We start from the raw sequence: 13,584 nt of genomic DNA, 5'->3' as shown, positions 1-13,584 counted from the left end.
GCAGATAGCTTACGGCTCCAAGTCGTGCATCAACGGCACGGTCCCGAGTTTGTCCGGGTTCCGGATCAGGTACAGCTCGGTGATCCGGCCGTCCGCGCTCGTCATGAACGTGACGGTGTCCGGCTGGTCGTCGAAGTACGCGACGTAGGCGAGCTCGTCGTTCAGCGTCGCCATCCGGATCTCGAACCCCGGGTTGTCCGCGAGCACCGCGAACAGCCAGCGGGCGATCTTCTCCGCGCCCTGGATCGGCCGCAACGCGGCCCGCTTCTTGCCGCCGCCGTCGCTGATCAGTACGGCGTCCGGCGCCAGCAGCGCGACCACCTCGTCGAAGTCGCCGGACCCGGCGGCCTGCATGAACCGCATCGTCAGCTCGTCGTGCCGGGCCTTGTCGACGCGGTGCCGCGGCTGCCGGGCGTGCACGTGCTCCCGGGCCCGGTGGGCGAGCTGCCGTACGGCGGACTCCGACCGCCCGAGCGTGTCCGCGATCTCGTCGTACGGCAGCTCGAAGACCTCCCGGAGGACGAACGTGGCGCGCTCGAGCGGGGACAGCGTCTCGAGTACGACGAGCATCGCCATGCTGACCGAGTCCGCCAGCTCGACCGCGGCGGCCGGATCGTCGTCGTCGACCGCGAGCGGCTCGGGCAGCCACGGGCCGACGTACTGCTCCCGCCGGGCCTTCTGCTCGCGGAGCTTGTTGAGCGCGAGCCGGGTGGTGATCCGGATCAGGTAGGCGCGCGGGTCGCGGATGTCGTCGTGCTCGACGGCGGACCAACGCAGCCAGGCCTCCTGGACCACGTCCTCCGCGTCGCTGACACTCCCGACCACCCGATACGCCGCCCCGACCAGCACCTGGCGGTGCTCGGCGAACTCGGCCGCGAGCTGGTCGTCGGTCACCGCACCGGCCTCAGTTCGCAGTACTCCTTGAAGCCTTGGCTGGTCAGGCCGAGCGCGGCGTTCGTCCGCGAGCGGTAGTTCTCCAGCGAGACGATCGCCGTCAGCTCGACCAGCTGCTCGTCGGTGAGGTCGGCGCGCAACCGCTCGACCTGCTCGTCGGTGACCTCCGGTGGGGTCGCCGTCATGGCTTCGGCGTAGTCCATCACCGCGCGCTCCAGATCCGAGTAGACGTCGCTGTCCCGCCACCCTGGCACCTCCCGCAGCTTGGCCTGGTCGACACCCTGGTGATGGAACTCCCAGTACCCGAAGTCCATGCACCAGGTGCACCCGATCCGCGCCGACGTCACCATCACCGCGAGCGCCTTCAGCCCCGGGTCCAGCGTGTTCCACCGGGCGGCGGACCCCTCCATCATCAGCATCGTGGTCAGCACCCGCCGGTTGTGCAGCGCCGCCTTCCCCGGATCCAGCACCTCCCCGTACTTCCGCCGGCTGCCCCACTCGGCCAGCCGGACGAACCACGTTCGTTTGTGCTCCATCCCGATCCGCGCCATCTCACCCTCCAGTCGTCGTCCCTCTTACGGACACGCGACTGTGGAAGGCTGTGACATGAGCCGGGTCACAACACATCCGTCGTTGGATATTCTTCCGGATCATGGCATACTCATTCACATGAGCGTCAAGGTGGCGGTGGCCGGTGCCAGCGGATATGCGGGGGGCGAGCTGCTCCGGTTGCTGAGCAGCCACCCGGAGGTGGAGATCGGCGCGCTGACCGCCGGCGGGAACGCCGGTACGGCGCTCGGCGCGCACCACCCGCACCTCGTGCCGCTGGCCGGGCGCATCCTGGTCGAGACCACGGCGGAGAACCTCGCCGGTCACGACGTGGTGTTCCTGGCCCTCCCGCACGGACAGTCCGCCGGAATCGCCGAGCAACTCGGGGATGACGTCACCGTGATCGACTGCGGCGCGGACTTCCGGCTGGTCGAGGCCGAGGCGTGGATCGAGTTCTACGGCGGCGAGCATGCCGGCTCGTGGCCGTACGGGCTCCCGGAGCTCCCAGGTCAACGGGACAAGCTCCGCGGGTCGAACCGAGTCGCCGTACCGGGTTGTTACCCGACCGTCTCCACCCTCGCCCTGCTCCCCGCCGTACAGGCCGGGCTCGTCGACGCCACGCAACTGGTGGTCGTCGCGGTCAGTGGTACGTCGGGCGCGGGCAAGGCCCCGAAGGCGCACCTGCTCGGCGCGGAGGTGATGGGATCCGCCTCGGCGTACGGCGTCGGCGGCGTCCACCGTCATACCCCGGAGATCGAGCAGAACCTCACGCCGTACGCCGACGTACCCGTGAGCGTCTCGTTCACCCCGGTGCTGGCGCCGATGGCCCGCGGGATCCTCGCGACCTGCAGCGCGCCGGTCACCTCCGGCACCGACGAGAGCACGCTTCGGAAGGCCTACGAGGACGCGTACGCCGACGAGCCGTTCATCCACCTGCTCCCCGAGGGACAGTGGCCGCAGACGCAGGCCACCCTCGGGGCGAACACCGTGCAGTTGCAAGTAGCCCTGGACCAGCGCACCGGCCGCGCCGTTGTCGTGGCCGCGATGGACAACCTCACCAAGGGCACCGCCGGCGCCGCCGTGCAGTGCATGAACCTGGCCACCGGTCTGGACGAGACCCTGGCCCTGCCCCTCGTAGGAGTAGCCCCGTGACCGTCGCAGTCACCCCGACCACTCAAGTCGATCGGAGCGCCGGGGTCACCGCGCCGGCCGGCTTCCGCGCGGCCGGGGTGATCGCCGGGATCAAACCAGCCGGTACGCCGGACCTCACCGTCGTGGTCAACGACGGCCCGCACGACGTCGCCGCCGGCGTCTTCACCACGAACAAGGTGAAGGCCGCGCCGGTGCTGTGGTCGCAGCAGGTGCTGACCGCCGGCGCGTTGAAGGCCGTCGTACTGAACTCCGGTGGTGCCAACGCGTGCACCGGACCGGAAGGTTTCCAGGACACCCACAAGACCGCCGAGAAACTGGCTGCCGTGCTCGGCGTCGGTGCGGCGCAGATCGGCGTCTGCTCGACCGGCCTGATCGGCGAACGGCTTCCAATGGACGAGCTTCTGCCGGGTGTCGACGCAGCCGTCGCGGCCCTCGGCGACGATGCTGCCGCCGGGCTCGCCGCGGCGACGGCGGTGATGACCACCGACAACGTCCCGAAGCAGGCCGCGCTCACGCACCCGGACGGCTGGAGCATCGGCGGCTTCGCGAAGGGCGCCGGCATGTGCGCGCCGAACATGGCGACGATGCTGAGCGTGATCACCACCGATGCCGTCCTCGACCAGCCGCACCTCGACCACGCGCTGCGGAACGCGGTCGGCAAGACGTTCAACCGGCTCGACGTCGACGGCGGTACGTCGACCAACGACACCGTGCTGCTGCTCAGCTCGGGCGCGTCCGGGATCACCGTGACGCCCGAGGAGTTCGAGGCTGCGCTGACCGCCCTGGCTGCTGACCTGGTGAAGCAGTTGCAGGCGGACGCGGAGGGCGTCACCAAGCACGTCAGCATCACGGTCCAGGGCGCGGCGTCCGAGGCGGAGGCGCTGGCCGCCGCGAAGATCGTTGCCGAGGACAACCTGTGCAAGACGGCGTTCTTCGCCTCCGATCCGAACTGGGGACGGATCGCGATGGCGGTCGGTAACGCGCCCACCGCGTTCGACCCGGCGCTGCTCGACATCACGCTGAACGGCGCGGCCATCTGTGTCGCGGGCGGCAAGGGCGTCGACCGCTCCGAGGCGGACCTCAGCGGGCTCGAGATCGACGTGGTCATCGACCTGCACGCGGGCCCGGCGTCCGCGACCGTGCTCACCACGGACCTGTCGCACGCGTACGTCGAAGAGAACTCGGCGTACTCCTCATGATTCCCGCGGATCCGATCGAGAAGGCCGCCGTCCTCACCGAGGCACTGCCCTGGCTGAAGGAGTTCCACGGCAAGACCGTCGTGGTCAAGTACGGCGGCAACGCGATGATCGACGAGAAGCTCAAGCGCGCGTTCGCCGAGGACATCGTGTTCCTCCGGTACGCCGGGGTCCGGGTCGTCGTCGTGCACGGCGGCGGACCGCAGATCAGCGACATGCTCGGCCGGCTCGGCATCGACAGCGAGTTCCGCGGCGGGCTTCGGGTCACCACGCCCGAGGCGATGGACGTCGTCGGCATGGTGCTGGTCGGCAAGGTGGGCCGGGAGCTGGTCGGGCTGCTGAACGCGCACGGCCCGTTCGCGGTCGGGATGTCCGGCGAGGACGCGGGCCTGTTCACGGCGGAACGCCGTACCGCGCTGGTCGACGGTGAACAGGTCGACATCGGCCTGGTCGGTGACGTCGTCGAGGTCCGGCCGGAGGCGGTGATCGACCTGATCGACGCGGGCCGGATCCCGGTCGTGTCGACGATCGCGCCGGACGAGGACGGCCTGGCGCACAACGTCAACGCCGACACCGCGGCCGCTGCGCTCGCGGCGGCGCTCGGGGCCGAGAAGCTCGTCGTACTGACCGATGTCGCCGGGCTGTACCGCAACTGGCCGGACAGCGACGAGATCATCACGCAGATCGACACCGACGAACTCGCCGAGCTGCTGCCGTCGCTGGCGTCCGGCATGGTCCCGAAGATGGAGGCCTGCCTGCGCGCGGTCCGGTCGGGCGTGTCCCGGGCGACCGTGATCGACGGGCGCGTCCCGCACTCACTGCTCCTCGAGATCTTCACCGACGCCGGAAGTGGAACCCAGGTGATCCCCTCATGACCGAATTGCTCACTGTCGACGGCACGCAGGCCGCGCTGTCGGAGCGCTATTCGAGCGCTTTGATGAACACCTTCGGAGCTCCGAAGCGGGTGCTGGTCCGCGGCGAGGGCGCCTACCTGTGGGATGCCGACGGCAACAAGTACCTCGACCTGCTCGGCGGGCTCGCGGTGAACTGCCTGGGCCACGCGCACCCGTTCGTGGTGTCCGCGGTGACCTCGCAGCTCGCCACCCTCGGCCACGTGTCGAACTTCTTCGCCTCCGCGCCGCAGATCGCACTGGCCGAGAAACTGCTCGGTCTTTTCGACGCGCCGGGCAAGGTCTTCTTCACGAACTCCGGCACCGAGGCGAACGAGGCCGCGTTCAAGATCACCCGGCGCACCGGCCGGACCAAGATCGTCTCCACGATCGGCGCCTTCCACGGCCGGTCGATGGGCGCACTCGCGGTCACCTGGAAGCCGGCGTACCGCGAGACGTTCGCGCCGCTCCCGGGTGACGTCGAGTTCGTGCCGTACGGCGATGCCGAGGCGCTGGCCGCCGCGGTCGACGACGAGACGGCGGCCGTGGTGCTCGAGCCGATCCAGGGCGAGAACGGCGTCGTCGTACCGCCGGACGGGTACCTGCAGGCAGCCCGGCGAATCACCTCCGAGCACGGCGCGCTGCTGTGGATCGACGAGATCCAGACCGGGATCGGGCGGACCGGCGACTGGTTCGCTTTCCAGCGGGACGGGATCACGCCGGACCTGGTGACCGTGGCGAAGGGCCTCGGCGCCGGCATCCCGATCGGCGCGTGCATCGGGCTCGGCGCGGCCGCGGACCTGCTGCAGCCGGGGAACCACGGGACCACGTTCGGCGGCAACCCGGTCGCGGCGATCGCCGGGCTCGCGGTACTGACCGTGATCGAGCGGGACGGCCTGCTCGACCAGGTCAATGCCATCGGCAACCACCTGATGTCCTCGATCACCGCACTCGACCACCCGAAGCTCGCCGGCGTCCGCGGCCGGGGGCTGCTGCTCGCGATCGAGCTGACCGCGCCGGTGTCCGACCAGGTCGCGGCGCTCGCGCTGGAGGCCGGGTTCGTGATCAACAACCCGGTACCGAACGCGTTGCGGCTGGCGCCGCCGTACATCCTGAGCAAGGCTGACGCAGACAGTTTCGTCGCGGCCCTCCCCGGGCTGCTCGACAAGGTGGAGGGCTGATGGTGCGGCAGCCGGGCGAGCGGAGCGAGTCCGCCATTAGACACTTCCTGCGGGACGACGACCTTTCGCCGGTCGAGCAGGACGAAGTACTCACGCTGGCTGCGCAGCTGGCCGCCGATCGGCACGGGCACAAACCGCTCGAAGGGCCGAAGACCGTCGCGGTGATCTTCGACAAGACGTCGACCAGGACGCGGATCTCGTTCGCGGTCGGGATCGCGGAGCTCGGCGGGTCGCCGCTGATCATCGACGCGCAGACGTCGCAGCTCGGCCGCGGCGAGCCGATCGCGGACACCGCGCGGGTGCTGGACCGGCAGGTCGCGGCGATCGTCTGGCGGACGTTCGCGCAGACCCGGATCGAGGAGATGGCGGCCGCGTCGTCGGTGCCGGTCGTGAACGCGTTGACCGACGAGTTCCATCCGTGCCAGATCCTCGCCGACCTGCAGACCGTCCGCCAGCACAAGGGCTCGACGGCCGGGCTGAAGCTCGTGTACCTCGGCGACGGTGCGAACAACATGGCGCACTCGTACCTGCTCGGCGGCGCGACCGCCGGCATGCACGTCGTGGTCGGCTCGCCGGACGAGTACCAGCCGGACCCGGCGATCCTCGCCCGGGCCGCGGAGATCGCCGCCTCGACGGGTGGATCCGTTGCGTGGACCGCGGATGCCGCGGCGGCCGTGGACGGTGCTGATGTGGTCGCGACCGACACCTGGGTGTCGATGGGGCAGGAGGCCGAGGCGGCCGACCGCGAGGCGCCGTTCGTGCCGTACGCCGTGACCGAGCAACTGCTGGCGAAGGCGAAGCCGGACGCGATCGTGTTGCACTGCCTGCCCGCCTATCGTGGCAAGGAGATCGAAGCGGCCGTCATCGACGGACCGCAGTCGGTCGTCTGGGACGAGGCCGAGAACCGGCTGCACGCGCAGAAGGCGCTGCTGTCGTGGCTGTTGGCGAGGAGTTTTCAGGGATGAGCGTTGCCGTACCGACCACCAAGACCGCGCGGCAGCAGCGGATCGTCGATCTGCTCGGGCGGCAGCCGGTGCGGTCGCAGACCGAGCTGGCCGACCTGCTCGCCGCGTCCGGCCTGGTGGTCGGGCAGGCGACACTGTCGCGGGACCTGGTGGAGATCGGTGCGGTCAAGGTCCGGGACGCGACCGGCCAGCTCGTGTACGCCGTACCGGGGGAGGGCGGCGACCGTACGCCGCGTGCCGGTGAGGCCGCTGCCTTCGAGGCGCGGCTGGCCCGGGTCGCGTCCGAGCTCCTGGTGTCCGCGGAGGGCAGCGCCAACCTGGTGATTCTCCGAACCCCGCCGGGAGCGGCCCAGTACTTCGCGTCGGCGATCGACCACGTGGGTCTGGACGACGTTCTCGGCACCATCGCCGGCGACGACACCGTCATGGTCGTCTCCCGCAACCCCACCGGCGGCCAGGACCTGGCCGCCCGCTTCCTGTCCCTCGCCGCCCGCGAACCGAAGTAGAGGATCTTGTTGTGAGTAGTGCAGACAACGCCGCCCGGGACACCGCCCTCTGGGGGGCACGCTTCTCAGGCGGTCCGGCCGACGCGCTGGCGGCGCTGAGCAAGTCGACGCAGTTCGACTGGCGGTTGGCGCCGTACGACATTGCGGGGTCGAAGGCGCATGCGAAGGTGCTGCACCGCGCGGGACTGCTGTCGGACGACGACCTGGCCGCGATGCTGGCGGGGCTCGACGAGTTGCTGGCGGACGTGCTCGCTGGTCGCTTCCTGCCTGCTGAGGCTGACGAAGACGTACACACGGCGCTGGAGCACGGTTTGCTGGACCGCCTCGGGCCGGAGCTCGGGGGGCGGCTGCGCGCCGGCCGGTCCCGCAACGATCAGGTCGCGACGCTCTTCAAGAGCTACCTCCGGGACCACGGGCGCATCGTTGCTCGGCTTCTCGTCGACCAGATCTCCACGCTCGCCGACCAGGCTGAGCGGCACCTCGGTGTGGCGATGCCGGGGCGTACCCACCTGCAGCACGCACAGCCCGTCCTACTGTCGCACCACTTGCTGGCGCACGCCTGGCCGTTGATCCGCGACCTCGACCGGCTGGCCGACTGGGACGCCCGGGTCGCGGCGGACTCGCCGTACGGCTCGGGTGCTCTGGCGGGGAGCTCGCTGGGGCTGGACCCTGTTTTTGTTGCTCAGGAGCTTGGTTTCACGAACTCGTCGGCGAACTCGATCGACGGGACCTCGTCGCGGGACTTCGTGGCCGAGTTCGCGTTCGTGCTGGCGCAGATCGGCGTCGACCTGTCCCGGCAGGCCGAAGAGGTGATCATCTGGGCGACGAAGGAGTTCGGGTTCGTCGAGCTGGACGACGCGTTCTCGACCGGGTCGAGCATCATGCCGCAGAAGAAGAACCCGGACATCGCGGAGCTCGCCCGCGGCAAGGCGGGGCGGCTGATCGGCAACCTCAGCGGCCTGCTCGCGACGCTGAAGGCGCAGCCGCTCGCGTACAACCGCGACCTGCAGGAGGACAAGGAGCCGGTCTTCGACTCCATCGACACGCTGGAGGTGCTGCTGCCCGCGTTCACCGGGATGATCCGCACCCTCCGCTTCAACACCGCCCGCCTCGAGGAACTCGCACCCCAGGGCTTCTCGCTGGCGACCGACATCGCCGAGTGGCTGGTCCGCCAGCGGGTGCCGTTCCGCGTCGCCCACGAACTGGCCGGCGCCTGCGTCCAGGAGTGCGAAAAGCGCGGCATCGAACTCTGGGACCTCACCGACGAAGACCTCGCCGCGATCTCCCCCCACCTCACCCCCGAGGTCCGCAGCGTCCTCACTGTCCAGGGCTCCCTGGCTTCCCGCAACACCCGCGGCGGCACCGCCCAACCCCAGGTAGCAGCCCAGCTGACCGAACTCCACACCCGCCTGACCGAACACGCCACCCGCCTCGCTTAAGGTGCTGCGCATGCGGCGTTCTGTTCTGGCTGGGCCTGTGTTGGAAGTGGCGCCGAAGCTTCTGGGGATGGTGCTGCGAAGCACCACCCCGGACGGGACAGTCGCCGTACGCCTCACCGAAGTAGAGGCGTACGACGGCGCCAACGACCCCGGCTCGCACGCCTACCGTGGTGAAACCGCTCGCACCGAGGTGATGTTCGGCCCGCCCGGACACCTGTACGTCTACTTCACCTACGGCATGCACTTCTGCATGAACGTCGTCGCCGGCCCCGACGGCAAACCGTCCGCCGTGCTACTGCGAGCAGGCGAGGTCGTCGAAGGTCTCGACCTCGCCCGCGCCCGCCGGGGCCACCCCGTTGAGCAACCCGCCGCCTTCAACCAGTCCGCTGTACGCAAAGGCCCCGTCGCGAAGCTCCCCAAGCCGAACCCCGACCGCGACCTGGCCCGCGGACCCGCCCGCCTCTGCGTTGCCCTAGGCATCGGACGTGAAGGCAACGGCACGGACCTCCTGGCGAAGAACGCCCCCATCCAGCTCCTCGACGGCCCGGGCTACGACGGCGTACCGGCAACCGGCCCCCGCGTCGGCCTCCGCGAAGCCGCCGACCGCCCGTGGCGCTTCTGGATCCCGAACGACCCCACGGTCTCGCCGTACCGGCCGCACGTCCCCAAGAAGCGGGCCTAACGCCGCGCCAACTCCAGCACGTAGTCCAGCTGCGGCATCCCGTGCTCCACCTCCGGATCCGGGAACAGCCCGACGTGATCCACCCCGGCCGCCTCCAATCCGTCGAGATGCGCGGCCGCGTCCTCCACCGTCCCGATCGCGCCGATCGCCGTCCACCAGTCGCGCGGCATCCCGACGAGCGCGGCCTCACCGCCGGCCTCGTACAACTTCCGCAGCTCGTCGAAGAACGGCAACGCGGTCAGCTGCGGCGCCTTGTCCGCGATCCGCCACCCGAGCCACGGCGCGGTCCACTCGTACGCCGCCTTCCGGTCGTCCCGCACGCACATCGCCGTGAACGTCGCCACCACGAACCCTTCGGGCGATCCGGCGTACTCCACCGACTGCCTGACGTACGCCGCCGTCGCGGGCTCCGCGAGTACGACGCCGTCGGCGACCCGTCCGGCGAGCGCCATCGACTTCGGCCCCTGGACGCCGAGCAGGATCGGCGGCACCACGGCCGGCGGGGCGTCGAGCTTCACCTTGTCGAGGTACACCTCCTTGCCCTCGAAGCTGACCTCCTCGCCGCGCAGCAACCGGGTGACGCTCGTCGTCACCTCCTCGAGTGCCGTCAGCGGCGACTTCGGCCGCACCCCCATCTGGCCCATCCACGACTGCACCCCATGACCGATGCCGGGCAGGAACCGCCCCGGCCCGAGGGCCTCCAGCGTCGCGAACTCCATCGCGGTGACGGCCGCCGTCCGCACCACGCCCGGCACGATCCCGAGCCCGACGATCAACCGCTCGGTCGACGTCAGCGCGGCCGACACCAGCGACGGGCCGGCGGTGAAGAAGCAGTCCTCGATGATCCACAGCTCGTCCGCGCCGCCTTGGTCGAGGCGACGCGCGACGTCGGTGACGAGCGCGGCCGGATAGGTACGCGGGAAGCACATTCCGATGGCGGTCATGGATAGACGGTAGGCGGTGCTCCCGACACTTTGTGAAGGCCAGGTCAAAGGTGTCCACGGCCCGCGGGGGAGGAGGACCGGCGGCCCGTGCTCCAGGTAGGTTTCTGGTATGGCCCGTCCGCACTACGCATCCCGTCTCGAGGACTGGTTCAACGCCGGGGTGCAGGTGGTGTTGCGGCGGCGTGGCTGGCAGGAGCGGATCATCCCGCAGGTCGGGTACGGCAACACAGAGTTCGTCCGCGTGCTCGCGCGCGTGGTGCTCGGCCGGGACCCGCGCAACCAGCCGCGGTACGACGAGGACCAGGTGGTGCGCGGCTGGCGCGCGTTCGTGACGGCGCCGGCGACGAAGGTGCCGGTCACGGTGACGGTCGACGGCCAGACGTTCGACACCGTCACCGACCGCGGCGGCTTCATCGACCTGACGGTCCCGGTGGTACTGCCACCGGGGTGGCACGAGATCGTGCTGGGCGTGCACGGCGACCGGCAGGCCCGGGCGCGGATCTTCGTACCGGATCCGGACGCGACGTTCGGCCTGGTCAGCGACATCGACGACACGGTGATCCTGACGATGCTGCCGCGTCCGCTGATCGCCGCCTGGAACACGTTCGTCCGCGACGAGCAGGCACGCCGCGTCGTACCGGGGATGGCAGGGCTGTACGAAGAGCTGCTGGCGGACCACCCTGGTGCGCCGATGTTCTACCTGTCGACAGGTGCGTGGAACACGGCACCGACGCTGACCCGCTTCTTCGCACGGCACGGGTACCCGCCCGGGCCGCTGCTGATGACGGACTGGGGACCAACGAACACAGGCTGGTTTCGCAGCGGACAGGAGCACAAGCGGACTGCCCTGCGCCGGCTGGCACGTGAATTCCCGAAGGTGCGGTGGGTGCTGGTCGGTGACGACGGTCAACACGACCCCCAGCTGTACGGCGACTTCGCACAGACGCACCCGGACCACGTGCTCGCTATAGGCATCCGCCAGCTGACACCGGCGGAGCAGGTCCTGTCGCACGGTCTACCCGTGCCCAACACGGACCCTGGCGCTCACGATCCGCACCGGCCGACGGCGGTCACGGTGCAGGGGCCGGACGGGCATGCGCTCCGTCCGCAACTGCGGTCGGTGCTCACGCGTCCTGAGACCACCTGACCGGTCGCTTCTCGCCGTACAGGACACTAGTAGTGACCGACGTACTCGAGGAGAGAACTAGTGACCGAACGCCGCACTCAGGTACTTGACGACCTGGAGAGCCGTGGCCTGATCGCCCACTCCACCGATCCAGATGCCCTCCGGGCCTCGATGGCGGCGGGGCCGATCACCTCGTATGTCGGTTTCGACCCCACCGCGCCCAGCCTGCACATGGGGAACCTGCTGCAGCTGCTGACACTGCGCCGGCTCCAGCTCGCCGGCCACAACCCGATCGGACTCGTCGGCGGCGCCACCGGGCTGATCGGCGACCCCAAGGAGACGTCCGAGCGGGTGCTGAACCCCAAGGACCTCGTCCACGAGTGGGTCGAGCGGGTGCGCGGGCAGGTGGAGAAGTTCATCGACTTCGACCAGTCGCTGCCGAACCCCGCCCGGATCGTCAACAACTACGACTGGACCAAGGACCTCAACACCCTCGACTTCCTGCGGGACATCGGGAAGCACTTCCCGGTGAACCGGATGCTCGGCCGTGAGGTGGTGAAGGCGCGGCTGGAGCAAGGCATCAGCTACACGGAGTTCAGCTATGTCCTGCTGCAGTCGCTGGACTTCCTGGAGCTGTACAGGCGACACAACTGCACGCTGCAGACCGGTGGCAGCGACCAATGGGGGAACCTGACGGCCGGCGTCGAGCTCATCCGCCGTACCGAGCAGGGCAAGGCGCACGCCTTGGCGACCCCGTTGGTCACCAAGGCGGACGGGACCAAGTTCGGGAAGACCGAGTCCGGGACCGTGTGGCTGGACCGCGAGCTGACGACGCCGTACGCGTTCTACCAGTTCTGGTTCAACAGCGACGACCGCGACGTGATGCAGCTGGTGCGGTACTACACGTTCCGTACGCCGGAAGAGATCGCCGCACTGGAGCAGGCAACTGCCGAACGCCCACAGGCCCGCGAAGCGCAACGCGTACTGGCGGAGGACGTGACGACGCTGGTGCACGGCGCCGAGGAGACGCGGCGCGTGCAGGAAGCGTCGAAAGCGCTGTTCGGCCAGGGGGAGCTGGCGTCGCTCGACGGCGCCACACTCGTCGCGGCGTTGCGCGAGGCGCCGCACGTGGAGCTGGGCGCGGGTGAACAGATGCCGACGTACGGCGACCTCCTGGTGAAGTCCGGGCTGGTCGCGAGTAAGTCGGCGGCCCGGCGGACGGTGTCCGAGGGCGGGGCGTACTTGAACAACGAGAAGGTGAAGGACGCGGAGTACGTGCCGGCCGCGGACGACCTGCTCCCGGGCGGCGTGCTGGTGCTGCGGCGTGGGAAGCGTTCATTTGCAGGGGTTCTGGCCTCACCCACCCAGGGCTGAAGCCTGTCGCTGCCCGGACGCGGGATGGGGAGTCCACTCCCACATCCGGGCCGCCGATGGCAAATTGCACGGCTGTGATTCAGCGCACCGGGGGCCGATTTGACCGGCCACCTGCGATCCACGTAATGTTCTTCTTGTTGGAAGCGAGGCGCGGGACGCGAAAGCGGCCGGTCGCTCCAAAACCCCCAAAGGCTAGCTCAGCCGGATCGTGTCTTCGGACTCGGGTCGGCCGACTGGACGCGGGAGGGGATCGAGAAAAACTGGGTCTTGACTCGGTGGATCTGGTCCGGTAGAGTAACGCAGGTTGCCCCGGGAGCCTGGCTGCAAGGCCAAGCTGCGGTGTGCGTCCGATTCTTGAGAACTCAACAGCGTGCCGAAAGTCAATGCCGAAAGATGCATTAACCCCGTCCACAGGCGTTGAACGATCTTCCTAAGCCCCCCTGGTTTCAGGGATGGGTGCGGGTGGTTGTTGTCTGTGGCGGATTCCTTTGAAATATTTCTGGATTCAAGTCAGTTTGATTTGTTTCTGATGTTCAAAGGATCTACTCAAAGTAGTCTGTTTTCCACAGCTTGCTGTGGTTGACATATAGATTTCAACGGAGAGTTTGATCCTGGCTCAGGACGAACGCTGGCGGCGTGCTTAACACATGCAAGTCGAGCGGTAAGGCCCCTTCGGGGGTACACGA

At 69.1% G+C, this 13,584-nt stretch carries 13 protein-coding genes and 1 rRNA gene; 11 read left to right on the top strand and 3 right to left on the bottom strand.

Features of this window, described 5'->3' with window-relative positions; genetic code table 11:
• Window positions 1-9: 9 nt before the first annotated feature.
• Window positions 10-894, bottom strand: a complete 885-nt coding sequence (locus AB0M51_RS39990; protein WP_344198199.1) for an RNA polymerase sigma-70 factor — start codon at window positions 892-894, stop codon at window positions 10-12.
• Complete coding sequence (locus AB0M51_RS39985; RefSeq protein WP_344198197.1) at window positions 891-1,445, bottom strand: carboxymuconolactone decarboxylase family protein; 555 nt, start codon at window positions 1,443-1,445, stop codon at window positions 891-893. Before AB0M51_RS39985 ends, AB0M51_RS39990 begins: the two co-directional genes overlap by 4 nt.
• A gap of 118 nt (window positions 1,446-1,563) precedes the next feature.
• On the opposite strand from AB0M51_RS39985, the gene argC reads away from it, so the two are divergent.
• From argC to AB0M51_RS39945, 8 genes are read left to right on the top strand one after another with little or no spacing between them, the layout of a single operon-like run.
• Window positions 1,564-2,595 (top strand): N-acetyl-gamma-glutamyl-phosphate reductase, encoded by a 1,032-nt coding sequence (gene argC / locus AB0M51_RS39980; RefSeq protein ID WP_344198195.1) that lies wholly within the window; start codon window positions 1,564-1,566, stop codon window positions 2,593-2,595.
• Entirely contained in the window at window positions 2,592-3,794 is a 1,203-nt protein-coding gene (gene argJ / locus AB0M51_RS39975; RefSeq protein WP_344198193.1) for a bifunctional glutamate N-acetyltransferase/amino-acid acetyltransferase ArgJ, read from the top strand. The genes argC and argJ overlap by 4 nt, the downstream gene beginning before the upstream one ends.
• Window positions 3,791-4,666 (top strand): acetylglutamate kinase, encoded by an 876-nt coding sequence (gene argB / locus AB0M51_RS39970; protein ID WP_344198191.1) that lies wholly within the window; start codon window positions 3,791-3,793, stop codon window positions 4,664-4,666. Before argJ ends, argB begins: the two co-directional genes overlap by 4 nt.
• Window positions 4,663-5,862, top strand: coding sequence for an acetylornithine transaminase (locus AB0M51_RS39965; RefSeq protein ID WP_344198189.1), 1,200 nt, complete (start codon window positions 4,663-4,665; stop codon window positions 5,860-5,862). The genes argB and AB0M51_RS39965 overlap by 4 nt, the downstream gene beginning before the upstream one ends.
• Complete coding sequence (argF, locus tag AB0M51_RS39960; protein WP_344198188.1) at window positions 5,862-6,827, top strand: ornithine carbamoyltransferase; 966 nt, start codon at window positions 5,862-5,864, stop codon at window positions 6,825-6,827. Before AB0M51_RS39965 ends, argF begins: the two co-directional genes overlap by 1 nt.
• The gene (locus AB0M51_RS39955) at window positions 6,824-7,333 is read left to right on the top strand and encodes an arginine repressor (protein ID WP_344198186.1); all 510 of its coding nucleotides are present in this window, start codon (window positions 6,824-6,826) and stop codon (window positions 7,331-7,333) included. The genes argF and AB0M51_RS39955 overlap by 4 nt, the downstream gene beginning before the upstream one ends.
• Window positions 7,334-7,344: 11 nt before the next feature.
• Window positions 7,345-8,772 (top strand): argininosuccinate lyase, encoded by a 1,428-nt coding sequence (gene argH / locus AB0M51_RS39950; RefSeq protein WP_344198184.1) that lies wholly within the window; start codon window positions 7,345-7,347, stop codon window positions 8,770-8,772.
• A gap of 10 nt (window positions 8,773-8,782) precedes the next feature.
• Window positions 8,783-9,454 (top strand): DNA-3-methyladenine glycosylase, encoded by a 672-nt coding sequence (locus tag AB0M51_RS39945; protein WP_344198182.1) that lies wholly within the window; start codon window positions 8,783-8,785, stop codon window positions 9,452-9,454.
• On the opposite strand, the gene AB0M51_RS39940 is transcribed toward AB0M51_RS39945, so the two are convergent.
• The gene (locus tag AB0M51_RS39940) at window positions 9,451-10,398 is read right to left on the bottom strand and encodes an LLM class flavin-dependent oxidoreductase (RefSeq protein WP_344198180.1); all 948 of its coding nucleotides are present in this window, start codon (window positions 10,396-10,398) and stop codon (window positions 9,451-9,453) included. The genes AB0M51_RS39945 and AB0M51_RS39940 overlap by 4 nt on opposite strands.
• 109 nt (window positions 10,399-10,507) lie before the next feature.
• Between AB0M51_RS39940 and AB0M51_RS39935 the strand changes: the two genes are divergently transcribed.
• The 3 genes from AB0M51_RS39935 to AB0M51_RS39925 all read left to right on the top strand — a co-directional run.
• Window positions 10,508-11,545, top strand: coding sequence for a phosphatase domain-containing protein (locus AB0M51_RS39935; protein WP_344198178.1), 1,038 nt, complete (start codon window positions 10,508-10,510; stop codon window positions 11,543-11,545).
• 60 nt (window positions 11,546-11,605) lie between these two features.
• A complete protein-coding gene (gene tyrS, locus AB0M51_RS39930) occupies window positions 11,606-12,898 on the top strand; it encodes a tyrosine--tRNA ligase (protein ID WP_344198176.1) in 1,293 nt (430 codons plus the stop codon).
• Between the two features lie 593 nt (window positions 12,899-13,491).
• Window positions 13,492-13,584: ribosomal RNA gene (locus AB0M51_RS39925) — 16S ribosomal RNA — on the top strand; the annotation flags it as partial.

Source organism: Kribbella sp. NPDC051137, assembly GCF_040682535.1.
GTDB lineage: Bacteria > Actinomycetota > Actinomycetes > Propionibacteriales > Kribbellaceae > Kribbella > Kribbella karoonensis.
This window is presented reverse-complemented; position numbering and strand designations above follow the sequence as displayed.